This is a genomic window from Mycobacterium gordonae, from assembly GCF_001417955.2.
Taxonomy (GTDB): Bacteria; Actinomycetota; Actinomycetes; order Mycobacteriales; family Mycobacteriaceae; genus Mycobacterium; species Mycobacterium gordonae_B.
Window position 1 is genome coordinate 12249 of the sequence record NZ_LKTM01000307.1, and the last position, 23556, is coordinate 35804.

23 protein-coding genes are annotated in these 23556 nt (G+C 66.5%); 10 read left to right on the plus strand and 13 right to left on the minus strand.

What is annotated here, in order from left to right:
- The first annotated feature begins 28 nt into the window (after positions 1–28).
- Entirely contained in the window at positions 29–1432 is a 1404-nt protein-coding gene (locus tag AO501_RS20075) for a PE domain-containing protein (RefSeq protein ID WP_055579365.1), read from the plus strand.
- A gap of 16 nt (positions 1433–1448) precedes the next feature.
- Positions 1449–1748 (plus strand): hypothetical protein, encoded by a 300-nt coding sequence (locus AO501_RS20080; protein WP_055579366.1) that lies wholly within the window; start codon positions 1449–1451, stop codon positions 1746–1748.
- A 10-nt stretch (positions 1749–1758) separates the two neighbouring features.
- On the opposite strand, the gene AO501_RS20085 is transcribed toward AO501_RS20080, so the two are convergent.
- The 3 genes from AO501_RS20085 to AO501_RS20095 form a co-directional block, all read right to left on the minus strand.
- Positions 1759–2346 (minus strand): TetR/AcrR family transcriptional regulator, encoded by a 588-nt coding sequence (locus AO501_RS20085; protein ID WP_082658743.1) that lies wholly within the window; start codon positions 2344–2346, stop codon positions 1759–1761.
- A 1-nt stretch (position 2347) separates the two neighbouring features.
- A complete protein-coding gene (locus AO501_RS20090) occupies positions 2348–3265 on the minus strand; it encodes a hypothetical protein (protein ID WP_055579401.1) in 918 nt (305 codons plus the stop codon).
- Between the two features lie 258 nt (positions 3266–3523).
- Positions 3524–4135 (minus strand): TetR/AcrR family transcriptional regulator, encoded by a 612-nt coding sequence (locus AO501_RS20095; RefSeq protein ID WP_055579368.1) that lies wholly within the window; start codon positions 4133–4135, stop codon positions 3524–3526.
- A 101-nt stretch (positions 4136–4236) separates the two neighbouring features.
- Here AO501_RS20095 and AO501_RS20100 point away from each other — a divergent pair, with 101 nt between their 5' ends.
- Positions 4237–5250 carry an NADP-dependent oxidoreductase gene (locus AO501_RS20100; protein WP_055579369.1) on the plus strand — a complete coding sequence of 338 codons (1014 nt, stop codon included), beginning with the start codon at positions 4237–4239 and terminating at the stop codon, positions 5248–5250.
- Between the two features lie 33 nt (positions 5251–5283).
- On the opposite strand, the gene AO501_RS20105 is transcribed toward AO501_RS20100, so the two are convergent.
- Positions 5284–5709 carry a hypothetical protein gene (locus AO501_RS20105; RefSeq protein WP_231752553.1) on the minus strand — a complete coding sequence of 142 codons (426 nt, stop codon included), beginning with the start codon at positions 5707–5709 and terminating at the stop codon, positions 5284–5286.
- 153 nt (positions 5710–5862) lie between these two features.
- Here AO501_RS20105 and AO501_RS20115 point away from each other — a divergent pair, with 153 nt between their 5' ends.
- From AO501_RS20115 to AO501_RS39540, 3 genes are all read left to right on the plus strand, one after another.
- The gene (locus AO501_RS20115; protein WP_156452699.1) at positions 5863–6417 is read left to right on the plus strand and encodes a hypothetical protein; all 555 of its coding nucleotides are present in this window, start codon (positions 5863–5865) and stop codon (positions 6415–6417) included.
- Positions 6418–6613: 196 nt separating this feature from the next.
- Positions 6614–7759, plus strand: coding sequence for a hypothetical protein (locus AO501_RS20120; protein WP_055579373.1), 1146 nt, complete (start codon positions 6614–6616; stop codon positions 7757–7759).
- A gap of 23 nt (positions 7760–7782) precedes the next feature.
- Positions 7783–10410, plus strand: coding sequence for a glycoside hydrolase domain-containing protein (locus tag AO501_RS39540; RefSeq protein WP_063892901.1), 2628 nt, complete (start codon positions 7783–7785; stop codon positions 10408–10410).
- Positions 10411–10416: 6 nt separating this feature from the next.
- On the opposite strand, the gene AO501_RS20130 is transcribed toward AO501_RS39540, so the two are convergent.
- Entirely contained in the window at positions 10417–10872 is a 456-nt protein-coding gene (locus AO501_RS20130; RefSeq protein WP_197419910.1) for a PE family protein, read from the minus strand.
- Positions 10873–10991: 119 nt separating this feature from the next.
- On the opposite strand from AO501_RS20130, the gene AO501_RS20135 reads away from it, so the two are divergent.
- On the plus strand, positions 10992–12152 hold the full coding sequence (locus AO501_RS20135) for a PE domain-containing protein (protein ID WP_082658744.1): 1161 nt from the start codon (positions 10992–10994) through the stop codon (positions 12150–12152).
- An 11-nt stretch (positions 12153–12163) separates the two neighbouring features.
- On the opposite strand, the gene AO501_RS20140 is transcribed toward AO501_RS20135, so the two are convergent.
- The gene (locus AO501_RS20140) at positions 12164–12952 is read right to left on the minus strand and encodes a 2-oxo acid dehydrogenase subunit E2 (RefSeq protein WP_055579375.1); all 789 of its coding nucleotides are present in this window, start codon (positions 12950–12952) and stop codon (positions 12164–12166) included.
- Between AO501_RS20140 and AO501_RS40295 the strand changes: the two genes are divergently transcribed.
- A complete protein-coding gene (locus tag AO501_RS40295) occupies positions 12953–13075 on the plus strand; it encodes a hypothetical protein (protein ID WP_269435182.1) in 123 nt (40 codons plus the stop codon).
- Between the two features lie 85 nt (positions 13076–13160).
- On the opposite strand, the gene AO501_RS20145 is transcribed toward AO501_RS40295, so the two are convergent.
- Both AO501_RS20145 and AO501_RS20150 read right to left on the minus strand, forming a co-directional pair.
- Positions 13161–14933, minus strand: a complete 1773-nt coding sequence (locus AO501_RS20145; protein WP_055579376.1) for a serine/threonine-protein kinase — start codon at positions 14931–14933, stop codon at positions 13161–13163.
- Between the two features lie 73 nt (positions 14934–15006).
- Positions 15007–15339 carry a hypothetical protein gene (locus tag AO501_RS20150; RefSeq protein WP_055579377.1) on the minus strand — a complete coding sequence of 111 codons (333 nt, stop codon included), beginning with the start codon at positions 15337–15339 and terminating at the stop codon, positions 15007–15009.
- 166 nt (positions 15340–15505) lie between these two features.
- Between AO501_RS20150 and AO501_RS20155 the strand changes: the two genes are divergently transcribed.
- Complete coding sequence (locus AO501_RS20155) at positions 15506–16672, plus strand: NDMA-dependent alcohol dehydrogenase (protein ID WP_156452700.1); 1167 nt, start codon at positions 15506–15508, stop codon at positions 16670–16672.
- A 1-nt stretch (position 16673) separates the two neighbouring features.
- On the opposite strand, the gene AO501_RS20160 is transcribed toward AO501_RS20155, so the two are convergent.
- From AO501_RS20160 to AO501_RS20170, 3 genes are all read right to left on the minus strand, one after another.
- A complete protein-coding gene (locus tag AO501_RS20160) occupies positions 16674–18698 on the minus strand; it encodes a sensor domain-containing diguanylate cyclase (protein ID WP_055579379.1) in 2025 nt (674 codons plus the stop codon).
- Between the two features lie 104 nt (positions 18699–18802).
- The gene (locus tag AO501_RS20165) at positions 18803–19510 is read right to left on the minus strand and encodes an N-acetylmuramoyl-L-alanine amidase (RefSeq protein ID WP_082658745.1); all 708 of its coding nucleotides are present in this window, start codon (positions 19508–19510) and stop codon (positions 18803–18805) included.
- A 3-nt stretch (positions 19511–19513) separates the two neighbouring features.
- Positions 19514–20374, minus strand: a complete 861-nt coding sequence (locus AO501_RS20170; protein ID WP_055579380.1) for a phytanoyl-CoA dioxygenase family protein — start codon at positions 20372–20374, stop codon at positions 19514–19516.
- 127 nt (positions 20375–20501) lie between these two features.
- Here AO501_RS20170 and AO501_RS20175 point away from each other — a divergent pair, with 127 nt between their 5' ends.
- Positions 20502–21980, plus strand: a complete 1479-nt coding sequence (locus AO501_RS20175) for a serine hydrolase domain-containing protein (protein WP_055579381.1) — start codon at positions 20502–20504, stop codon at positions 21978–21980.
- Positions 21981–21982: 2 nt separating this feature from the next.
- On the opposite strand, the gene AO501_RS20180 is transcribed toward AO501_RS20175, so the two are convergent.
- Complete coding sequence (locus AO501_RS20180; RefSeq protein WP_371935020.1) at positions 21983–22669, minus strand: M15 family metallopeptidase; 687 nt, start codon at positions 22667–22669, stop codon at positions 21983–21985.
- Complete coding sequence (locus AO501_RS20185) at positions 22669–23544, minus strand: VOC family protein (RefSeq protein ID WP_231752554.1); 876 nt, start codon at positions 23542–23544, stop codon at positions 22669–22671. Before AO501_RS20185 ends, AO501_RS20180 begins: the two co-directional genes overlap by 1 nt.
- Between the last annotated feature and the right edge of the window lie 12 nt (positions 23545–23556).

Consider the following 23556-nt stretch of genomic DNA (forward strand, 5'->3'; position numbering starts at 1 on the left):
GCCACAGGGGGATTGAGGGGGAGATGTCATGTCGTTGATGGTTGTGCCGGAGTGGGTGACAGCCGCGGCAGCGGATGCCGCGGATGTCGCCTCGGCGATCGGCGCTGCCAACGCAGCCGCGGTGGCCCCGACGACCGGCCTGCTCGCTGCCGCCGAAGATGAGGTATCGGCGGCCATCGCGGAACTGTTCTCCGCTCACGGCGAGGGCTATCAGGCACTGAGTGCCCAGGTCGCACGGTTCCACAGCCAGTTCGTGCAGACCCTGACGAACGCCAGCGGCGCGTATGCCGCCGCGGAGGCCGCCAGTGCCGCGCCGCTGCAGACGTTCGAGCAGACCGTCACCCTCTTCCAGCGGGAGATCGCACAGTTCCCCACCGGCGTCGCCGCCGGCTTCAACCGGATAGCCAACGAAGTCTTCACGACTATCTTCGGCGCGACGGCCGGTCCGCCCATTCCCGCTGGGCAGACGGGCACCTACACCGGCTCGCCGTCGTTGCTCACGAGATTCGAAGAGGCGTTGCTGTACCCGGTCAAGCCGCTGCTGAGTCTGTCGGGGCTGGACACCTACATCGCGACGCCCGGTAACCCCATATTGCAATCACTGGCCAGCGATGTTCCGCCGTTGTCCTGGTTCCTGGGCAATTCCCCGCCGCCGTTGTTGAATCTGCTGCTCGGGGAGACGGTCTCCTACAGCACCTACGACAATCCCACCGGCGGAACCATGAGCGTCGTGCACATCACGCCGGCCAATCCCACCGGCGAGCAGGTTGTCGCCATTCACGGGGGCGCCTTCATCTTCCCGCCGTCCTTCCTGCACTGGATTCACTATTCGGTGATGGCCTACCAAACCGGCGCGACCATCCAGGTGCCGATCTATCCGTTGCTTCAGCAAGGGGGTACGGCTGGGCTCGTCGTGCCGATGATGGCGAACTTCGTCGCCGCGCAAACCGCCCACTACGGCACGCCGTACGTCAGCGTCATCGGGGACTCCGCGGGCGGAAATCTCGCGCTGGCGGCCGTCCAGCAGATGGTGCTCAACGGTGCGCAGATGCCGTCGTCCATGGTCCTGCTGTCTCCCTGGCTCGACCTGTCCATGACCAACCCGAACATCGCGTTCGTCCAGGACCCGTTGCTGCCCGTCGGGCTGGCCCAGCAGTTCGGCAGACAGTGGGCCGGCAACCTGCCCATCAACAATCCCTGGGTGAGCCCGATCAACGGCTCGCTGGCCGGCCTCCCGCCGACAACGGTCTACACCGGCAATCTGGACATACTGTCCCCGGATGCATTGGTGCTGAAGGCAAATGCCGCGATCGCCAATGCGCCGTTGAACTTCGTTCTGGCCAACGGCCAAATCCACGACTGGCTGATTCTCACCCTGGACGGGCCCGCATACTGGCACCAGATCAACCAGGAACTCGGTATCGCGGCCTGATCGCGCCCCGGCACTCTTGTCCAATCGAACGGCGGAACCCACCGATGACGGGCACTACCTCGTCATCGACGGTCGCAGGTGGCGCGCGACCGATCCGCTGATACCCGAGGACCGCAGGCAAGAGCTGGTCCGGATCTTGATGGCGTGGCGCCGACAGGTGCGTCGTACCAAGGGAACGCCTGAGGAATCGACGGCCCGAGCGGGCGTGCATGCCGCGAAAGTCGCTCTCGGAGAACGTGGCTCACCGCCGTGGTGGGAGGCGAGCGCGGAGCAACGCCGCGCCCGGTGGCAGGCCGAGGTGGGCGAGCCCAGCTGAGCCGAAAGCCTCAATCGTGGGTGTGACGCCCGGCGTTGCCGAGCAGGGATGTCAAGAGCAACTCGAAGGCTCGGTCGTCCTGCGATGGCGGGGCCAACCGCCCGAGCAGCACCGAACCCCGGACAAGCTCGGAAACTGCCGCGTACGTCTCCTGAGCTGTCTGCTCATCGAGACCGGCACCGATCATGCTGGCGATCGCCTTCTCCGTTTCCTGTGCGCCGAGTCGGCGGGCCAAGGGGCTGAGCGCCCCGCGAATGAGGATGAGATCCGTCAACACCGGATCGCCGAGGAACGTCTGTCGCACTCCCCGGGCGTGTAGCAGCAAAGACTCGCGCCAGTCGTCGGACTCGACGAAGGCGGGGAATCCCTTGCGGCGCAACGCGCGATCGGTCATGGCATCCAGAAGCTCCGACTTGTTGCGGACATGCCAGTAGATGCTGGTGACTCCGACGCCCAGCGATTTGGCCACTAGGGGGATGCTCAGCTCGTCAACTGACGACTCGGCTGCTATCGAGAAGGCGGTATCCACGATCGTGTCTGCGGTCAGCGAGCCTCGCGCTCGTCGTTGTGGTGGCGCCTGCTGGCGCGGCGCTGCCATCTCAGCGCCGGGTCTGGCGGGTCACGATCGAGGGGCCGGACAGCGGCGCCGGCACGAGTCCGGGTGGGGCGTCGATCACCGCGGGTATCGCGTTGATCGCCGCCATGGCCGTCGCCGCGACGCCAGGGTTCGTGGTGTCGCCCGGCGTGGGGTCGAGATGGAGGTCCAGGGTCATATTGGGCGAGCCTTCGACCCGGAACACCATTCCTCCTCGGCCGGGTTGCGCTGGGCGCGGCCAGGATTCGGGCCACGGCGTAGCGGTCACCGTGGCGAAATATTGAACCGAGACGACGGGCCGCTCGTCGTGAATCGCGGAGAGTTGCCAGCGGTGAGCACAGATCGTGTCCTTCGGAATGACGCCGAGTGCGGTGTCGAGGTCGTGCGGAGCCAGGATCGCCTCCCAGTCCAGCGCCACCGTGTCGACGCCGACACCGAGTGTGTCGGCGACGTAGCGCACCACGGGTTCCCAGTCGTTGTTGACCTTGCCCACCGCGATGCGGATGGGAACGTGGCCGTCCGGCTTTCCGAAACCCATTGACTCGTGCAGGACTTCCCATATCGGGTAGGCCAGGTCGAGGTCGAGCGCGTACTCGTCCATCCGGTACGAGTTGACCACGCCGGCGCCCGCCAATAAGGCGGTGGGCAGGTTCAGGCTCACGAAGCCCGGTTCGCAGCCGGTCGCATAGAAGGTCGCGCCACCCTTTTCCGCGGCGCGCTCTATCGGTTCGCGCCAATTGGCCGGGGCCGCTTCGGGATAGACCATCGGGATCGCGGAGATGGTGACGACGTTGATGCCGGCATCCAGGTAGCCGACGATGTCGGCGATCACCTCGTCCTCGCGCCTGACAGCGGTCGCGCAGTACGCGACGCAATCCGGCTTCGCGTCCAGAACTTCAGTGACGTCGCCCGTCGCCGTGATGCCCACATCGGGACGCCCGCACAACTGACCAGCATCCGCGCCGATCTTCCCCGGCGAGGACACTTTGACCCCGACCAGATCCAGTGCCGGGTCATCGATGGTCGCGCGCAGCGCCACGCTGCCGGTCATGCCGGTGCCGACATGAAAGACCCGCCGCCGGGCGGCTGTACTGCCACGAGATTGAGCCACAGGCGTTGCCTCTCAAACGATGCCGCGATGGTGACCGATACTGTAGATCAATCCAGTAACCTTTACTAGTCAATCACTCGACAACAATCCGGCTCGGGCCGCATGGAGTGCGACGCTCACCGCCCGGGCGATGAGGGCCTCGTCGATGGGTTCGCCGGTGGTGACCATGCGATAGAAGAGCGGAGCCCGAAAGGTGGTCAGTAACGCGTTGGCGTCACAGGTGGCGGGTAGCTCACCCCGGTCGATCGCCTGGGCCACAAGCGGAATGGCGCGCTCTGCCTGGTAGTCGAAGTAGCGCCGGGTCGCAGCGCTGAGCTGTGGCGAGCGCAAGCCCGCGGTCAGCACCATCGCGACAACCTGGCGTCCGACGCCACCGTTGAGCGCGGTCGCCAGTTCGTTGCCGAGCGCGAGCAGGTCGGTCTCGATGTTGCCGGTGTCGGGCGCCGGCAGGGCTTCCAGTGACCATGTGGTGAGCGCGTCAACCACCAGGTCGTCGAGGGTGGGCCAGCGTCGATACACGGTGGTCTTGTTCACGCCGGCGCGGGATGCCACCGCGTCCACGCTCAGCGCCGCATACCCGCCGCCGACGAGTTCGTCCAGGGTGGCGGCAAGGACCGCCTGGCGCACCCGCGCACTGCGACCGCCGGTGCGCAGCCCTTTGGTGATCTGCCGCTTTTCCACTAATCGCCTCGCTTGGTTGCTTTACAGACCTGCTTGTGCCAGCCTGATCTTAAAGCAACATGTTGATGCGATAAAGGTGTGAGTGAAATTTAGGGAGAGCGATGACCGCGACGATGAAAGCGATTCAGGTGCAACGTTTCGGTGGCCCCGAGGTGCTGAGCTACGAGTCGGTACCGGTGCCCGAGTTGGGGTCAGGTGAGGTGCTGGTGCGCGTTTACGCGGTCGGCATGAATCCTCCCGACTGGTATCTGCGCGACAACTACGAGCATGCCGACCTGCCGCCGGAGGTCAGGCCGTCGATCCCGTTGCTGGTCATTCCGGGGTCGGACGTGTCGGGTGTCGTCGAGGCGGTTGCGCCCGACGTGCACGAGTTCTCCGTCGGCGACGACGTCTTCGGCATGATCCGCTTTCCCAGCTTCGGTGACAGCGCGGCCTATGCGGAGTATGTCGCCGCGCCTGCCTCCGACCTGGCGCACAAGCCGGCCGGCATCGATCACGTCCATGCCGCGGCCGCGCCGATGTCGGGGCTGACCGCTTGGCAGTTCCTGATCGATCTCGGCCACGACGAAACGAATCCGTTGCAGCCGCAGGTACATCGCCCGGTGCCGCTGGACGGCATGACGGTATTGGTCAACGGCGCCGCGGGCGGCGTCGGGCACATTGCCGTGCAGCTTGCGAAATGGAAAGGGGCACAGGTGATCGCCGTAGCGTCGGGCACGCACGAGTCGTTTCTGATCGACCTCGGCGCGGACGAGTTCATCGACTACACCAAGAACCGCCCGGAGGACGTCGCGCACGACGTCGATCTTGTCCTCGACACGCTCGGAGGGCCCGCCACCAGCCGCTTCCTGCCCGCGATAAAGCCTGGCGGCGCGTTATTTCCGGTATACCCAGGCTTTTCCGACGCCGAGACGGCCGCGGCGCGCCGCGTCACCGTCTCGATGACCCAGGTTCGCTCCAACGGTTCACAGCTCGCAGAGCTTGGGCGCCTGCTCGGCGCGGGCACCGTCCGGGTGGCGATCGACAGCACCTACCCGCTGGCCGACGCTCGCGCCGCGCACGAGCGCGCCGAGCAGGGGCATGTGCGAGGCAAACTCGTGCTCACCGTCGCCTAGCTGTCCGGCTGAACGACCTCGGGCCGCCGGCCGTTACCAGAGCACGCCGTGCTCGATGGACAGGATGAAGCCGTGGTTGCCTTCGGTCTGGCAGTGCACGGCGCCCTGCTTGTCGACCGCGCAGGCACCGCCCAGGGTCTGGACCCGGTATCCGGCGGGCAGCACGGCTAGGTTGCTGGTGAAGGTCTTGGTGTCTGAATGCCGGTACTCAGCGGGGTGCATCGCGTCGGCGAAGGTCTGATTGGTGCCGGGCGGGGCGTCGGCGGGCACCGCGTCACACCCGACTGGGCCGCCGTTGGGGGCGAGGCCGCAGGACCGCCCGTCCGGTGTGGTGAAGTAGACCCACGAGCGGTATGAGGTGGTGTAAGTGCCCGGCGCGATCGGATAGCCGTCGAGGTTGTCCGGTGGGCCGTTGTCATCACCGGGCGCGGCTCCTGCCGGCGCGACGGAGATCGCCATCGCGCTCAACATAGCCAACACCCCGAACCGCCATCGCCACATCCGATCACCCTATGCGGCGCCGACCTGGATGTGTGGCGGACTTACGGCCCGAAGTCCAGGGTCCTTAGTCTCTAATCGCGGCGTGTTCGGACGCCGATACTGGTGAGCCTGATGTGGGCAAACTTATGTCGGGTCGTTGCGGCCACGTCGACGGCACTCGCGCTGGCGGGCTGCGCCTCGACGCCGAATAAGCCTGCGGTCGCGCCGTTCACGATCATCACTGGACCATCCAGCACCACCACCTCGCGGGACCAGAACGGCGCCGGCCTGCCGCCCATGAAGCACTTCCAGATCGGCGGTGACAGCTACGGGCCGGTGCAGGACTGCCATGTCGTCGACGCCGCGGTGACCTGCACGGCGAGTTGGGACCAGCCCTATCAAGCGGATACGTACACCGGAAGCTTCACCGGCACCCTGTCGGGGATGACGATGACGGGGACGTGGACGACACGTCAGACCGGCCACGACGCGAAAGACCCGCGCTGCAGGTGGCAGACGGAGACGTCGGTGCCGAGCACCTTCCAATTCAGCCTGGACGGGACCGTGGTGGACCGCTCCGGTCCGGGGCAATGGCGGACAACCCACAGCGGGAGCTGTTCGGGGGAGGAGTCCGGCACCAGTTCGGCCTCGGAGGGCGGTCCCATCGCCTGGAAAGTACTTGAATAGCCGAGTAATTCCGTTGCAGAACAACGATTTCCGATCCGTCGCCAGGTCAGGACTTTCGGCCCTATCGACGCACCCGGCTGAATGCTGTGATGAAACCATCCTTGACGGGCGGGGTGGCAAACATCATGGGCCATAGTCGAAGTCGCCGTTGACGGGGGTCCGGCGTGTCGTCCTGGCGGTGTGGCAGGAGATTTAAATGGCGAATGACGCGAATGGGCAGTGGATCGGCCTGGGCGTCGGCGACGTCGACAGCGCGGACACCCCACGCGACGCGCCGAATTGGGGCGCGATCCAGCTGCTCACGGCCAAACTGCACGACAAATATCAGTGGGCACGCGACCTGGGGGTGGTGGCCCAGCCCAACTATGACGATCTGGTGGCTCGCGCCGTCGAGCAGTTCTGCCAGCGCACCGGGCTGCCGATCATCCGCGATCCGGTTGGGCGCGCGGTCGCCAATCTCGCTGTGCGGCAACGACTGGGCAGTTACCCGGCGCCTGGCACCCGGGACAGGGTGCGCTCCGGCTCCGCGCCGATGTTGCCGATCATGTTCACCGTCGAGGGGCACCAGTCGGACATGTTCGCCGGGCCGGTGGCCGGCACGGCTTCGCAGCTGGAGGGCGAGGGTCTGTGCCGCCACCAGCCGATCGGCTACAACAACGCGGCATTCCCGTTCGACAACGCCAGCGGGGAGAACGAACTCGCCCGTCTGGTCGGAGCGACTGTGATGGACAACGGGGTGCCGTTTCCGGCGGGCACCAAGTGGGTGCTCGGGATCTTCAGTCAGGGCGCGATCGTCGGTTTCGACTTCTGGATGGACCACCTCGCGCCGGGCAAGCCGCTGGAGTGGCGGGAAGCCGATCTGCTCGGGGTGCTGGCCTACGGCAACCCGTGTCGCCAAACCGGCAGCATCGCGGCCTGGGCGGCGGGCGGGATCAAGAAGACCGGTACGCACGGCCTGGACCCGTACCGGCGATTCGGCCTACCCGGTTTCCCGGTGAAGCCGGACAACTGGATGGACGTCTACCGCGAGGGTGACATCTTCGCCGAGAACGGCGACGACGATGCCAGCAAGGCGAAAGCTGCGGTGTACCAGGCCGTCGCCCGCGGCGATATCCTCTCGGATCCGATCTCGCTGGCCTTTCAGATCAGCAAGCTTTTCAGCAGGCCCGTGGAGGAGATCTGGGCCATCATCGAGGCCATCATTTCCGGGGTCGTGTTCCTGCACGACAAGCCGAATCCGCACTACTCCCCGTATGACATCGGCGGAGGCGTGGACTGGGTGCGGGGCCTGCTCACCGGACGTCTGGCGGCACCGCGCGCAGCCGACCCGGTCAATGCGTGATCTCGGCAGAACAGGAATCGAGAATGGCATCAAAACAGGCCACCAAGCCAAAGACGGTCCGCCAGTTGAGGATTGATCAGCCCACCAGGATCAAGTACCACCCCCTGGTGCCCGGCACCTACACCGGTGACAGCAGCGGCTACCGCACCGGCGATCGTCCCGACCACCGGGGTGTCGACATCGCAGCGGCCCACGGAACACCGATCTACGCCCCCGCAGACGGATTCTTCGTGCACGTTGGAATCAACGACGACCCCGGCGGTTTCGGTTCGTGGTTGTGGATCGATGCGCAGCAGCAATGGGGGCTGGACTTCGTTCTCGGGCACATGCCGCCGTCATCTCTGGTAAATCCCGACACGGGTCGGCCGTGGCAGACCAACGACACGGTGCGCGCCGGCCAACAGATCGCCGTCGTGGGCTCCGAGGGCGGTTCCTCGGGTCCACACCTGCATTTCGAGACCTGGGGTCCGCCCGGGCGCAGTGGCGGACAGGACCGCGACCCCAACAAGGCATGGCTCAAGGACGCTGTGGATCCTCGGTTGGCGCCGAAAGGTCAAGCAGCACAGCCTGTTACCTCGTTGGTCGGTCAGGTGCTCGTCGACTACTCCGCCGGTGTCCCCAGCGCCGAGCAGATCCGGGCCGCGGGGTATGCCGGTGCGGTGCGTTACGTCTCCGATCCCCGCGAAGACTGGATGCACGGCAAGCCCTTGCGCAAACAGGAAGCCGACGACCTGCGTGCCCGCGGACTGGCAGTGGTGTCGAATTATCAGTTCGGCAAGGCCGACTCCGCGGACTGGAAAGGCGGGGCGGCGCAGGGATATCAAGACGCCGAGCGCGGGCTGCGACTGCATGCCGAGGCCGGCGGTCCGGATACCGCGCCGATCTACGTGTCGATCGACGCCTGCCCCAGCCAGGAAGAATGGAATACCCGATGCCGCCCGTACCTGCTTGCCTGGCAGGAGCAACTCGGTAAAGACCGGATGGGCGTGTACTGCAACTTCCCCTGCATCGAGTGGGCGCTCCGCGACGGCATCGGCACGTATTTCTGGATGCACGACTGGGACGAGGGTTACAGCGGGGGACAGGTCCATCCCGCTGCCCACCTGCACCAGTTCGAGATCGACAAACAACGCGTCGGCGGCGTCGGTGTGGACCGCAACCGCATCCTGCGAGAGGACTTCGGGCAGTGGGACGTCGTCACCTCAAGCGCTGCGGTACAACAGGATTCCGCGCGCTGGAAGGGCCTGAAACGGCTGGGTTCACTGACGCGGCAGTCCGGCTTCGATGCCGTCGCGGAAGTCATCATCGGTGAAACCCTGCGGCGCCGCTACGAGCGTGAGGAAGTGATCGCGTGCCTGTCGACCGCGATTCAGGAGTCTGGGCTGCGCCCGGATGCCGAAGGCGGCGAGGGCGCCTGGCATGGTATCTACCAGCAGGACGACAGCTACCCGGGCCGTGACGACCCCAACGAGAACATCCGGGTGTTCCTCGACAGACTCGACGAGAAGCGTTGCAGCGCAGGAGCGTCGCCGGACATCTGGAAGAACATCTTCTGGCTCCAGCAGCGTCCGGGCGAAACGTCCGCCGACGACGCTTTCAACGATCCGGACGCGCGCCGTGACTACCTCAATGAAATCCGCAGCCGCATCACAAAAGCCGGCGAGATGTTCGAACGCTTCGCCGAAATGTCAGAGGGAGGAATCGACGTGACGTACACCGGGGACCCTGTGTGGTTGGAAGAAGTTCTAAGTTCGGCGCTCGGCGACCGCTTGGTCGTTCATGACGGTTGGCAGGACTGTGGCACCGGATCCGGTGAGAACGGCTCCCATGCGATGGGGCCGATCTGGGGTGTGATGATCCACCACACGGGCAACGTCAACGAAAAGTGGGAGGTCATCCGCAATGGTGTGATGCAGCCCCGGGGGTGGCTGGAAGGGCCGCTGTCGCAAGCGCTGATCACTCCCGACGGCCGCCTGCACCTGGTCGCAGTGGGCCCGTGTAACCACGCCGGACCGGGTTGCTATCCGGGCATCCCCGACGACCTCGGCAACACTCGGCTGATCGGCTTCGAGTGCGCGTGGCAAGCGGGGACGCACTACGCAGGCAACGAGACGTGGCCGCCGGCGCAGATCATCACCATGCGCGACGCGAGCGCGGCGGTGCTCAAGAAGCTGGGTTACGACTCGAGTCACGTCATCGGGCACAAGGAGTGGGCCGGTGCGGAAAACCCGCTCGGCATCAACAAACAGGGCAAACCGGACCCGGGCGACATGGATATGACGTGGTTCCGCGCAGAAGTCGCGAAAGCAATGCTCGGCGTGTTCGAGAAGTTCGAGAAGAAAGAACCGGAGGTCGAGGAGCAGAAGAAGCCGGAGGCCACCGATCACGTTCTGTTGCAAGAGATCTGGGAGCAACTGCTGGGGCCCGAAGGCAAGGGCTGGCCACAGCTGGGCGGCAGGACTCTGGTCGACGCGCTGGCGGAGGTTCTCAACGCGGACGGCGGCTCTGTCGCCGAGAGCCGGCCTGCGACGACCGCGGCTCCCGCATTGAGCAAGTCGACTGCCGCTCGCTCACGCCGGGCCCCGGCGAAGAAGAAGGCCGCCACCCGGGCCAGGAGAGCCACCGGTCCATCGTCGCTGCAGGACGCCTGAGCGGGTTTACGCGTTGCCCAGGACGATCTTGCTGAACAACATCGCCGCCCAATAGGTCGCCAGCAGGGTCGAGGCGAAGCCGAGCAGCGCAACGAAAATGGGCGGCGTCAGGATCAGCGCTCCCAGTTGGACGAGGAAGGTCCAGGGATTGTCGTCTGCAGCGGGCGCCGCCGACGCCAACACCGCGGCGTTGGAAGCCTCCGCACTCGCGTACGCATTCGCACCCCCGGCGAGGTTGCGGGTGAACTGCTCATGGAATGCCGCCGCCTGGGCGGACACTTGCTGGAACTCCTCGGCGTGCGAGCCGAACAGGCCGGCGATCGCCGTCGACACCTCATCGCTCGCGGCGCTGGCGATGTTGGTTGTCGGCGCTGCAGCCCTCAGATGGGCGAAATCCAGATCGGATCCGATGGCTGCCAAATCATGTGATGCGGTGATGAGACTTTCTGGCGCGACCTGCATCTTCGGCAGCATATCCATGACGGCAAAGCCAGATATGGGTTTCCGGCAAACCGCTCCCTGAACCCTCGAGGGCGACATAAGCTCCCGACAATCGGGCGATCGAAGGGTGGAGCGGCGCTGTGTCATATGTTGTTGCGTTTCCCGAGCTGATGTCCGCCGCGGCCACCGACGTGTCTTCGATCGGTTCGGCGGTCGCGACCGCGAACCGGGGCGTGGCGGGTGCCACCAGCGCGGTGCTGGCGGCGGCCGAGGACGAGGTGTCCGCGGCGATCGCCGCCCTGTTCTCGGCCCACGGCGAGGGCTATCAGGTACTGAGCGCGCAAGTGGCCGTCTTTCAGGAGCGGTTCACGCAGGCGTTGACGGGCGCGGCCGGGGCATACGCCTCCGCTGAGGCGGCAAGCGCCGCGCCGTTGGCGGCTTTCGAGCAAGTGGTACTCGGAGTTCAGCAGATCCCTGCAAACGTGGCCGCAGGATTTGCTTCGCTGACTTCGGTGCAGGGTTCTCCGCTGCTGGCGCTGATCGCCAGTGACGCACCGCCCCTGTCGTGGTTCCTCGGTAACTCGCCGCCACCGCTGCTGAACGCGCTGCTGGGACAAACGGTCCAGTTCACCTCCTATGACGGGATGCGGGTCGTCCAGATCACGCCGGCCAACCCAACGGGCGAATACGTCGTCGCCCTGCACGGCGGTGCGTTCATCTTCCCGCCGTCGTTCTTCCACTGGATCAACTACTCGGTGACGGCCTACCAGACCGGCGCGACCTTCCAGGTGCCGATCTACCCGCTGCTGCAGGAAGGCGGCACCGCCGGGTGGGTGGTGCCCCGGACGGCTGGCCTGATTTCCTCGCTGATCACCCAACACGGTGTGCAGAACGTCAGCGTCGTCGGTGATTCCGCGGGCGGCAATCTCGCACTGTCCTCAGTTCAGTACCTGGTCAGCCACGGTGCCCCGGTACCGGCGTCGATGGTGCTGCTGTCGCCGTGGCTGGACGTCGGGGCCGGCGGCCTCGGCGCGGTCTGGGCGGGCGGCCTTTCCACGACCAACCCGATGGTGAGCCCGCTCTTCGGGTCACTCGCCGGGCTTCCGCCGACCTATGTGTATTCCGGCGCGCTGGATCCACTCGTTCAACAAGCGGCCGTCCTGCAACAGGCAGCCATCGCTCAAGGGGCCCCGGTCAGCTTCATCCTGAACCAGACCGGGATTCACGACTTCATCCTGCTCACTCCGAGCGGGTTGCCCTACTGGCCGAACATCAACCGGCAACTCGGCATCGCGGCCTGACCGCGTTCTGCCTACACGGTCGCCGCGCTCTTCGCATCGGAGTTCGTGGGCTCGCACTCGCCCGACGAGATTTGAGCAGGAACCGGGTCGAACGCCGCGGGGTCGGCAAGGTACTCACGGAAGATGCGGGCCATCGTCGCGGCCTGGTAGCCGTCGACGAACCGGTGGTCCAGGTTAATCGTCAGCGGCAACACCGGACGGACGACGGGTTGACCGTCGCGGGCCAGCACCTTGTCAGTCACGGCTCCCAGCAGGATCGTGATCGGTACGTGGCAGAAGTTCGGCACCGGGGCAGCCGCCGAATCGAGGCCGTAGGTCCCCACGTTGCTGACGAGGATGGATCCGTACGGGCGGGCCTCGAGTCCGGTGAACGGAAGGGGCAGCTGCAGGCTCTCGGTGACGAATCCGACGCCCGCCATCAGGGGGCGCAGCAGCAACGGCGGCAGCCCCTTGACCATGGCCTTCATCTTCTTGAACTGCGGGTCGTGATCGTCGCGGATGCGGCCCGCGCGGTCGGCCAGCTCCTTGGCGATCGCCCAGGGCGGCTTCTCATTAATGCGCCGCACCACGGTCCCCGACAGATCGGTCCTGGCGGCCTCAACCCCTGATACCGGATCGGTCCGCAGCGATACGACGAAGAAGCAATCGACGGTCGGAGACGGCAAGAAGCTGCCGAACACCACCCGGCCGTTGAGCCCCGGCAACGCCTCGACGACCTTGCCCGCGGCCCGACCGACCAGGTCGACGGGCGTGATGTGCTGGCCGGTCGCTTGCCGAACCTGGTCGATGTAATCGAGCAATTGACCGGCTTCGACGTCGATCGTGGCGATATCGTCGGGTCCGTCCGGGGACGCCAGGTCGCCATGGCGATCTTGCGCCAGACGGAGAACGGGATTGCTGACGGGGTCTCGGTCATGCTCTGAGAATCTGTGACCAGAGCCACACGCGGCCAGAGGACAAGGTCACCGGCCGGCAGGTCTTTCGGACGAAAGCTCCGCGTGAGCTGCCTTAACCGGCCGCCTGCAGGGTGATATCAGACAGCTCCGTGCGGCTCTGGCCGTTGGTGGAGCCGAGCGTGGAGATCCACACCAGCACATTCGACGTCTTCGTCTGGTTGGTCACCGTGATGCGGTTGCGTCCCGGTTCCAGTGACGTGGTCGGGGCGATTTCGGTGGTGTCGGCCAGCTTCGCGGGCTTCTCGGTGGGGGACGAGCGGATCTGCACCTGGGTCCCGGTGCTGGGCACGTCAAGGGTTACCACGCTCAACGCGGTCGGTTCGGACAGATGCAGCATCAGGCCCATGCCCTGAATGAACTTCGGGAACGGCACGGCGTCCGTGTAGGTCACGGTGGACCAACCCGTGTTGGGGTCGCCGTCGATCGCGAGCTTGGCGTCCTGCGGGTTGTCGGGCGTGCCGTCGGGGGAGAACACCGTGGCGCTGACCGGCTTGACGATGGGGCCGGGACGCGTCTCCGTGCTGAAGGCGTGCGTGAAATACAGCACGCCACCGGCGGTCAGCACCAGAACGGCGACAACGGCAAGGGCAGCCAGGACCCAGACTTTCCTGCCTTTCGGCGACTTGTCGCTCGGCGCGATCGGAGCTGTCGGCGTGGGCGAAGGGACCTCGGGACGGGGACGCTTCGGCCGCGCGCCCGCCGACAGGTTGACGATCTTGTCGGCGTCGAGGATCTCGCCGTCCCACATGCCGGTGACCTCGACCTCGTCCCCGTCGGTCAGCTGACCCGGGACGAGGTCGGTTTGTATCTCGACCGGCAGCAGAGCGGGCAGGTCCTCGAGGGGCTCGTGTGGCACCACGTGCAGCGACAAGGTTCCGAGGTCGTCGACCCCGGCCGGACTGGATTGCACGGCGCGGGCGGTCCCGCTGACGATGAGACGTTCGAGGCGCTGGGTCGTCGGACGTTCGGCCGAGCGGGGGCTTTCGGTGCGACCCGCCTGCGACAACGCCCGGGCGAAATCCGCACACGTCGGGTATCGCTTGTTCGGGTCCTTGGCCAGCGCCTTGGCCAGCACCGCGTCCAGGTGTGCGAGTTCGGGCCGGCGCTCCGAAATCCGCGGCGGCGGCGAATTGAGGTGGTGGCTCAGCACCACCGCGCGGTTCGAGTCTTGGAACGGCGGAGCTCCGGTGAGCAGGAAGAACGTCGTGGCAGCCAGCGCGTACTGGTCCGCCCGGCCGTCCAGCGACTTGCCCAGGAGTTGCTCGGGGGCGACGTAGCTGATGGTCCCGACGGCGACGTTGGCCTCGGTGAGGTTGCTGACGTCGTCGATCTTGCGGGCGATGCCGAAGTCGGTCAACAACACCCTGCGGCGGTGGCCGTCGGCCGCCGCCACCAGGATGTTCTCCGGCTTGACGTCCCGGTGGAGCAGACGACGATCATGACCGAAGTCGAGCGCGTCGGCCACCGCGGTCACGATTTCGGTCACATCCTGTTCGGGCATGCCGTCCGGGTGGCGATCCCGTACCAGCTGGCCCGCATCCATGCCGTCCACGTATTCCATCGAGATCCACAGCCGCCCGTTGAACTCACCGCGGTCCAGCACGCCCACGATGTGCGGGTGCCACAGTGTCGCGGCCAGTTCCGCTTCGCGCTTGAACCTCGCCTGAAACTCCTGGTCGGCGGTAGCGGCCAGGGACAGGACCTTCAGCGCGTCGTGACGAGGCAGACGCGGGTGCTGTGCGAGGTAGACCTCGCCCATCCCGCCAGTGCCGAGCAGCCGCTCGATCACGTAGCCAGCGAAGACCTCGCCGTTTTTGAACGGCATGCCCGAAAGCCTACAAACCGGCACGGCGGGGGAGCGAATTCCGCACCCGAGCGGCTGTGCCGGCCGGCGGCGATCATTCAGCGGGCGGCTTGGCCTCGGCCTGCTTGTGCAGTGTCTCGTTCGCGCTGCTCACCACGCTGCGGATGAACTCGTACTGGGTCTTGACGAGCTTGTCCGCCATGTCCAGGGCGGCATCCACGATCGTGTTGCGTCGTGACGGGTGGTCGTCACCGTGTCCGGGTATCGAATCCTCGACGGTGCCGACGAACTTACGCACGGCGTCGATCGCCGCCCGTTGTCCGGATTCGACCGATTTCAGGACTTCGTCAGACAGGCCGGCTGCTCGATCGGTCAGGTCTGCCGCGAGTTCGGCAACGGTCTTCTTCTCGGTGTCTGTGTCTGCCATGATGGCGCTCCTCCCGATTTAGGCAGTGACCAGCATGCGCTTCCATCGGGAGGCTTCTGTAGGGCCAATAGTCCCTGTCCCGAGGGCTCATCGGCCGCAATGGGATGCTCGGCCGCAACGATTGGCATCGGTGCAGACGGGATGTGGCAATGGGCACGGTGTTCGGATGAAATGTCGGGGTGCGGTGTTGCGGGGCGCGCGCCGCGATTGGGAGATCGACGAAATCGAACTGGATCCGCCAAAGGCCGGTGAGGTGCTGGTGGAAGTGGCGGTCGCCGGGATCTGCCACTCCGATGACCACTACGCGACCGGCGACGGTGTGGCGGGTGAGCGTCTGGCGGCGATCATGCGGACGCACGGTATTCCGGTGCCCGATCTGTACCCGATGCTGGGCGGGCACGAAGGCGCCGGCGTCGTCGTCGAGGTCGGCCCGGGCGTTCGGTCAGTCCAGCCCGGTGACCGGGTGGCGACGTCGTTCATCCCGGCCTGCGGGGTATGCCGGTGGTGCTCCTGCGGTCTGAGTTACCTCTGTGACCTCGGGGCCGGCACGGTGTCGAAGGAGATGACGACCGACGGCACCCCGCGCCGTCACCTGGGCGGCGATGCTCTGACGGCGATGACCCAGCTGGGCACGTTCGCCGAGTACGTGGTGGCCGCGGAGTCGTCAGTGATCAAAATCGACGACGACATCCCCTTCCACGCGGGGTCTTTGGTGTCCTGCGGCGTCATGACCGGCTGGGGTTCGGCGACCGTGGGTGCCGGCACCGAGGCCGGTGACACCGTCGTGGTGATCGGTGTCGGTGGTGTCGGCATGAATGCGGTGCAGGGCGCGCGAGCCGTCGGGGCCAAATACATAATCGCGGTGGATCCCGTTGTTTTCAAACGTGATTCGGCGATCTCATTCGGCGCCACCCATGTCGCGGCGTCCGTCGGGGAGGCGGCGCCGCTGGTGCGGGAGCTGACCCGCGGCGTGATGGCCGACCGGGTGGTGCTGACTCCCGGTGTGATGCCGACCGAACTGCTTTCGCCGGCAATGATGTTGACGCGCAAGGGCGGCACCTGCGTGCTTACCGGACTCAGTCGCTATGACGAGTTGCCGGTGCCGCTCGTGCTCAACGACATGGTGTTGTCGGCCAAGCAGCTCAAGGGAGTGCTGGGCGGCGGCATGAATCCGCGCGCGAGCATCCCGATGCTGTTGTCGATGTACCGCGAGGGCAGGCTCAAGCTCGACGAACTGGTCACCCGCCGTTACCGGCTCGAGCAGATCAACGAGGCGGTCGACGATATGCGGGAAGGCCGAAATATCCGGGGCCTGATCGACTTTCAGTGGTGAATCACGATGCTTCCACGGGCTTGGGGCGGCGCTTGTCTTCGTACATGGCGGCGTCGGCCCGGCTGAGCAGACGGTGTAGTTCCTCGGGCTCCGACGCCAGAGCAACCCCGATAGAAGCGCCGATGGTCAGTCGGACATCGGGGCTTATCGCAATCGGCTCGCGCAGCGACTGACGGATACGCTCTGCCACCAGGGCGGCGCCCGCGGCATCCGCCCCGGGCAACAGCACGAAGAACTCGTCACCGCCCAGCCGGACCGCAGGCGGCCTGTCCGCACCGGCGCGAATCACGACATCGGCCCCGGCCCGGGTGACCTCGGCGATGCGCCGGGCCGCCTCCCGCAGCACACAGTCGCCGGCTTCGTGGCCGTACTTGTCGTTGACCGCCTTGAACCGGTCGAGGTCGATGAAGATGGCGGCCACCGGAGCCGCTGACGATGCCCCCGCCAGCATGTTCGCCATGACACTGCTCAGGTGGTGGCGGTTGGGCAGCCCGGTCAGCGGGTCGTGCATACCGAGGTGCGCCAATTGGGCCTGAGCACGGCTGAGCTGCGCCGATTCGATGTCATATGCCAGCAGGCGCGCCGCCCGCAGGTCGGCCTCTGTCCACGGCACACTCGAGCCGGTGACCTGCTGAAGCCAGGTGTCGAACGACTTGCGCGGATTCAGCAATCCAGTGGCGTGCGTGCGCGGATCTCCCAGCCAGCGGAGTTGTTGCAGACGGTCGCGCCGAAACCAGATCACGAAGTCGTCGGGCGCGCTGAGCGCGACGAACAAACAGCCGGCCGCACCGAGATCGTCTGCCGTCTGCTGTTGCAAGCGATCGGAGGCCCAGGGCGAACCCGGCGACCTGGACGCGCGGATCTCGCTCGCGAGTCGTCGCACGGCCTCCTCGGCCGGCGCTGATCCGATCGAGCGGTATTGCCCGTCCACAGATGCGGCCGCGCTTTCCGCCTGGCAGAGCTCCAGCAGGTCTTCGGCAGCCGACGTGAGGCCTTCGGGGATGGCGGTGGCCGCCTGCATCGCCGCCCGCAGGCGGTTGCGGATGGATTCCCTTCGCGCGGCATCGTTCAATCTGGAGATCTGTTCGGCCGCGGAGACCTGAAGCTTTGCCTGCAGGACCAGCAGTTCACACGCACGGCGCGTGGAGCGCGAAAGCCATTGGGGTTTCTCAGATGTGCACGAGACGAGACGGGTCAGCCGGCCCCCATCGGCCATCGAGAACGACACGCTGGCCGCGGTGTCCATGTTGCGCATGAACTCGAGGTGGAACGGGGAAACACTGCGCAGCGCAGCGTGACTCAGGTCGAGGCTGGTGCCGGCCATCCGCCGGGAGGCGATCACGGCGACGTCGCCCTCATCGACGTCGGGGATGTACCGCGACGCTTTGCGGGTGTAGATGTGACGGGCTTGCAGCGGGATGTCGCTCGCCGGAAAGTGGTGTCCGAGATAACGAACCAGTCCGGGAAGGCGATCCTCAGCGACGATCTCCCCGTGCTCGTCTTCATGGAACCGGTAGACCATCGCCCGGTCGAAGCCGGTCAAGGCCCGGACGGCGCAAGCGACGGCCAACTCGATTTCGGGCACGCTCTTGGCTTCGCCGATCTCCTGCGACGCATACAGCACCGGAACGAGATTCGCCTGATAGTCCCCGTGCGATTTCTCGATCTCGATGACGATCTGTCCGGCCACCTGATGCAGGATCACATCGACCCTGCCGTGGGCCTCGGCCGCCAGGCGGACGCCGTACAGATCCGGGGAGGACGGCCGGTATCCGCTCTGCTCCATCGCCTGCTCGAGGCGCTGCAGTTCATCCGCGAAGAAGATGCTCGTCAGCGGCGCGTCGAAGAGCTGATCCGGCGCGGCGCCGATCAGCTCTTCGGTGTTGGCGCTGGCATAGGTGATGCGACGGTCTTGCAGGTCAGCGGCGATCAGCGCCCCATGGGCCTGGATCCGGCCGGACAGGTGCAGCTGCTCACTCGCGCAATCGGCCAGAGCCGGCGCGCTCGGGTGCGCTTCGCTGGTCATCCCGGGCCTCGTGCCACTCTCGAAGGATAAGCGTTCGGCCGACGGCGGTTAAGCCTTGGACGTAATTGCATCGCTCAACGCAATTACGTCGTTGACAACGTGCGTCAGTTGCCGGCCTCGATGGCCGCGACCTTCGCCAAGCCGTCAGATCCGGACAACCGCTGAAGGTCGATTCCGCCGGAGGCCTGGAACCCGTCGATCCGGCGCTTGAGGTCGCCCGAGGACAGGTATGCGTAGAGGTTCTTGCCGGGGCATGACGTCTGCGCGAAATCTCGATGGCCCGCCAGCGTAGTCGTGGAGAGCTTGTAAGTGCTTGCGGCCCAGGCGAATATGCGCGCCGCGCCGTCAACCTGCGCCTCTGGCACGACTTCCCGATCGAAGTCACCCTCGCAGATGACCAGGAAATGGCCGATCGTGTTGTAGTCGGTCGCGGTGTCACCCGCAATCTCGGGTCTGCGCAGTTCGTAGATGTTGCCGTTCCCGTCGACGCCGAAGTGGTACGCGATGTCGATCCAGCCCAGCGTGTCCTGGTGGTAACGCTGGTCCGCACGGAACCGGGCCGGAGCGTTGCGATTGTCGCCCAGCACCACGGCGGCGTGGTGCAGGGTCATGCGCGTAATCGTCTGGGGCGTACCTCCGGGGCGTGCGGGACGGGCGCCCCAGGCGTCGCGGCTGATCACCTGTGTCGCGACGGGCCGCGCGGGATCAGCAGCCGTCCGGCCGACACACGCGCCGACTGCGGCCGTCAACCCCAGGCCGCCCGCCAGTGATAACAGCCGGCGGCGGCTGACGCGATCCTTTTCGGCGGCCATGCGCTATTCCTGCTCGGTTCCCAGCAACCGCAACGGGTGCAGTCCGTCCACCGCTCCGACGAACGGCGGATGGATGCTGTAGCCGAGCATGCGCTGGATGTCGTCGGACACCGTTCGGGCGATGTCGCGCGACACCGACAGGGTGAAGGCCTCCATCGGTCGCAGCCACGGCTGGCAGTACTGGGCGGTGACGGCCAGACGGTCGTGCGTGGACGTGTTCGCGCCCCCGCCATGCCACAACGTGCCGACGAAGAAGACGCAGGAACCGGCGGGCATCACGACCGGCAGAGCGGTGTCGTCCGGGCCGGGACGGCGCTTACCCCACCGGTGGCTGCCGGGTATCACCACGGTGGCGCCGTTGTCGGCGGTGAAGTCGTCGATCGCCCAGATCGTCGCTGCCGCAAGAGGTTCCCGCGGGCGCGGAATGGGATAGAACCCGTCGTCGTGGTGAGGCAGCTGGGCGGACTCGCCCGGCTGAATATTGATGGCCTGCAAGGCCGAAAGCAGATAGTTGGGCATCAGCAAGCGGTCCAGCACCGCCAGCACCCTCGGGTTGTCGACGAGCCGGTCACATAACCTCGTCCGACTCAGCACGCTGTAGACGCGTTGCGTGCGCCTGCCCTCGAAGGAATTGCGTCCGGTATGTCCCAGCCACGGACGCACGGTTTCCCGGATCTCCCGGCACTGCTGGGCATCGAGCAGGTTTTCCCAGATGACGTAGCCGTCGCGGGCCAGGGCCGCCACGTCGGCTTCGACCACAGCGCTGTCGACGGTGCTTCCGCCGCTGGGCGTCCACCTGTATCGCTGCGCCAGGTCGCCCCGTAGATCTTCCAGCGTGGTGACGGACTCTTCGTCGGTGTTCATCTGGTCCGTGTCCTTCGGCTAGTGCTTCCGACCACACTAAGCTGAAATCGCTCCATCCATATCCGTGAACGCGGGGAATAACGCGGGGAATCACGTGAACCGAAAGGCTGTCGCACTCGCGACGCTCATGGTTGCTGTCGTCGCGGGATGCTCGCACGACTCTGCAGCGCACACCGCGGTGAGCAACGGCGGCCAGGCAGCGCCCGCTCCCGCCCACGTCCACACACCGTCGCCGGCGCTGCCCGAAATGGCCGACGCACCCGCCTTCGGCGCCGTCTCCAAGCTGGTCAACGACGCGATCGCGGCAGACAAATTGCCCGGCGCCGTGATTGAGATCGGGCACGGGGGCGCCGTCGCACTCCACCAGGCCTACGGCTTGCGCAAGCATGCCGGCGAAGCCGGCCTGGACGGCCGGCCGTCGCCGGCTGAGCCGATGACCGAGGACACCATTTTCGACCTGGCGTCACTGACAAAGAATCTGGTCACCGCCACTGCCGTCATGCAGCTCTATGAACAGGGCAAGGTGCGGTTCGACGATCCTGCCCAGCAGTACCTGCCGGACTTCAACCCGTCGAACGACCCGCGGCGCGCCAAGGTGACGATCCGGATGTTGCTCACGCACACCTCGGGCGAACCGGGAGACGTCGAACTCAAAGATCCGTGGGGACTGAACGGCCCCGACAAGGCAGAAGGCCTGCGGCGCGCGCTGGGCACCCCGCTGCAGTCCGGTCCCGGCGACGGCTTCCGCTACTCCGACATCAACTTCATCCTTCTTGGTGAGCTGGTGGAAAAGGCCAGCGGTGAGGCTCTCGATGTGTATGCGCAGCAACACATCTTCGACCCACTCGGAATGGACGACACCCGGTTCCTTCCTGCGGCCAGAGCGTGCGGGCCGCACGCGACGTACGGGTCCGCGATTGCCTGGGCGCCGGGGGCCGGCCAGCTGCCGACCACCTGTCCGGCCGGCACCTGGAACACCGGCCTGCTGCCGCGCATCGCACCGACCGCACGAGACGAGGAAGGCCGAGCCGATCCCGGCAAGAACCCCGATCTCGATCACCTGCTTCGGGGCACGGTGCATGACACGACCGCGCGGCGGATGGGCGGGGTGGCCGGCCATGCCGGCGTGTTCTCGACGGCACGCGATGTGAGTGTCTTCGCCCAGGCCCTGCTCGACCGCCTCGCCGGCCGCCCGAGCCAATTCCCGCTGCAGCAAGCAACTTTGGCGATGATGACCTCGCCGCAGCAGCCGGGACATACGCCCCAGCAGGTCGAAGCGGCCGACCAGGCTGCCCGCAAGGCGTTGGCGCAGCGCCCGAGCAATACGCATTCGCTGCTCGCCGCGCGCTACCCGGCGATCGCGGGCCAGAACCTGCGTGGCTTCGGCTGGGACATCGACACGGGTCAGTCCGCGCCGCGGGGCGCGGTCTTTCCCGTCGGCAGCTTCGGCCACACCGGCTTCACCGGAACCTCGTTGTGGATGGACCCGGCCTCCGACACCTACATCGTGCTGCTGTCCAACTCGATTCACACCCGGGGCAGCCCACCGATGTCTAATCTGCGGGGAGAGGTGGCGACGGCTGCGGCGCGGGCTTTGGGCCTCTGAGCTCAGGGCCGCTCGAAGTGCTGGTAGTCGATGGGCGTGGTCCAGTCGCCGCCCCAGCGCAAGCCGCGATCCGTGAAGGCGCGCACCGCGGGGTCACCACGGTGCAGGGTCCCCGCGTCGGTGCGGTTGCGATCCAAATATGTTGCCGCATTGTGTGGTTCGAAGGTGCCATCGGCGTAGCGGCACGGGTTGAGGCGCGGGTTGAGGTCGATCGCGCGGCCGTACGCGTGTTGGGCCCATCGACCGGTGCCCGGGATGGCCCGGCAGTTGAATGCGGAGGTGTTGTTGTCCTCCATCGACAGTTCGTCGTCGGCACCCGGATAGTGGTCGACAGTCTGCATCCGCTCGATGGGATAGCCCAGTCGGTAGAGCTGCTCGAAGATGTCGGTGACGTCCGCGACCAGGTCTTCGTGCACGACCAGCTCGCCCAGGTGTGTCTGGCCGTCAAAACCCCTGTAGCGGAGATGGATTCGTCGTAGTTGCGCGGGTTCGACGGGGCAGCCCGGGCGCCAGCTCGCCCCGAGATCCGCGGCGGTGACCGCCTCCGCCGCCGCCGTGGCCGGTGCCCCACTGGCCGACGATGACGGAGAAGGCGGCGCCGGAGTGGCCGGATGCGGAGGCTCCGCATGCGCGCACTGCACCACTGCGGCGAGCAGTGCGAGCAGGGTGAGCGCCCGCAAGCACGAAATCAACTGGGCTCGATCAACAACGTCGGTACCCCGCAGGTGCCGTCCTTCACACTGACTACCCGCGTGCCGGGCTTGCGCCCGGGACGAACCTCGGAGACATCGAGGCCGGCTGTAGCGAGCCGCGCCCGCGCCGCGTCGGCGTCCGGAACACGCCAGGACAGACCCCACAGTTGGTCGGTGTGCGGCGGCAACGGCGCGTCGCGCAGCGGTTGCGCGATCTCGACAGTGACACCGCCGACCCGCATGAACACCAGCCGCATGCCCCAATCCGGAAAACTGCGGTCCAGCGCGAGGCGCAGGCCGAGCCCGTCGCGGTACAGCGCGACCGCGGCGTCGGCGTCGGCGCTCTGCACGACAGCGTGGTCGATTCCGGTCACGACGGCGTCCGCGTCGCCGACCGGCACGGCCTCCGGCAGGCGATCCGGGGATTCGTGCTGGATCGCGATGATCAGCACGCCGCGGGTGCGGGATTGGGGGAGCAGCACGCTGCGCCAGTGCCGGACCAGTCCGGTATCGGTGTCGATGCCCTGACCCGGCGAGACCGGCGGCGGCTCAAGGCCGTTGGCGATGAGCTGAACATGCGCGTCATCGAGATCCGCGGTGGCGAACGCGAGCCCGATCGGGCCGTCGCCGCACCGGTCCAACTGCGCCGCGACCGTGCGCCCGAGAGGACCGTCACCGTGTGGCGAGATCAGCTCGAGGTAGGTGTTGTCGAGCCTGAACAGTGCGTTGGCCGTGCCCCAGCCGGGATGTTCGCCGCGCCACGAAGGGTTGCGCGACAGCAGCGTGGCGTAGCGGCGCGTGGCGTCGCTGAGGTCGCGGACGGCGACAATGACGTGGTCGAGGGCGTCGAACACGAACTCAGCATGCCGCATCGCCCCTCGCGG

Coding starts and splice junctions, on each gene's coding strand:
- AO501_RS20165 (WP_082658745.1), bottom strand. CDS start 19,510: ATGGCCGCCGAAAAGGATCGCGTCAGCCGCCGCCGGCTGTTATCACTG.
- AO501_RS20155 (WP_156452700.1), top strand. CDS start 15,506: ATGAAATGTCGGGGTGCGGTGTTGCGGGGCGCGCGCCGCGATTGGGAG.
- AO501_RS20120 (WP_055579373.1), top strand. CDS start 6,614: ATGGCGAATGACGCGAATGGGCAGTGGATCGGCCTGGGCGTCGGCGAC.
- AO501_RS20130 (WP_197419910.1), bottom strand. CDS start 10,872: ATGCAGGTCGCGCCAGAAAGTCTCATCACCGCATCACATGATTTGGCA.
- AO501_RS20075 (WP_055579365.1), top strand. CDS start 29: ATGTCGTTGATGGTTGTGCCGGAGTGGGTGACAGCCGCGGCAGCGGAT.
- AO501_RS20160 (WP_055579379.1), bottom strand. CDS start 18,698: ATGACCAGCGAAGCGCACCCGAGCGCGCCGGCTCTGGCCGATTGCGCG.
- AO501_RS20105 (WP_231752553.1), bottom strand. CDS start 5,709: ATGGCGATCTCCGTCGCGCCGGCAGGAGCCGCGCCCGGTGATGACAAC.
- AO501_RS20145 (WP_055579376.1), bottom strand. CDS start 14,933: ATGCCGTTCAAAAACGGCGAGGTCTTCGCTGGCTACGTGATCGAGCGG.
- AO501_RS20185 (WP_231752554.1), bottom strand. CDS start 23,544: ATGCGGCATGCTGAGTTCGTGTTCGACGCCCTCGACCACGTCATTGTC.
- AO501_RS39540 (WP_063892901.1), top strand. CDS start 7,783: ATGGCATCAAAACAGGCCACCAAGCCAAAGACGGTCCGCCAGTTGAGG.
- AO501_RS20085 (WP_082658743.1), bottom strand. CDS start 2,346: ATGGCAGCGCCGCGCCAGCAGGCGCCACCACAACGACGAGCGCGAGGC.
- AO501_RS20175 (WP_055579381.1), top strand. CDS start 20,502: ATGGTTGCTGTCGTCGCGGGATGCTCGCACGACTCTGCAGCGCACACC.
- AO501_RS20100 (WP_055579369.1), top strand. CDS start 4,237: ATGACCGCGACGATGAAAGCGATTCAGGTGCAACGTTTCGGTGGCCCC.
- AO501_RS20170 (WP_055579380.1), bottom strand. CDS start 20,374: ATGAACACCGACGAAGAGTCCGTCACCACGCTGGAAGATCTACGGGGC.
- AO501_RS20150 (WP_055579377.1), bottom strand. CDS start 15,339: ATGGCAGACACAGACACCGAGAAGAAGACCGTTGCCGAACTCGCGGCA.
- AO501_RS20115 (WP_156452699.1), top strand. CDS start 5,863: ATGTGGGCAAACTTATGTCGGGTCGTTGCGGCCACGTCGACGGCACTC.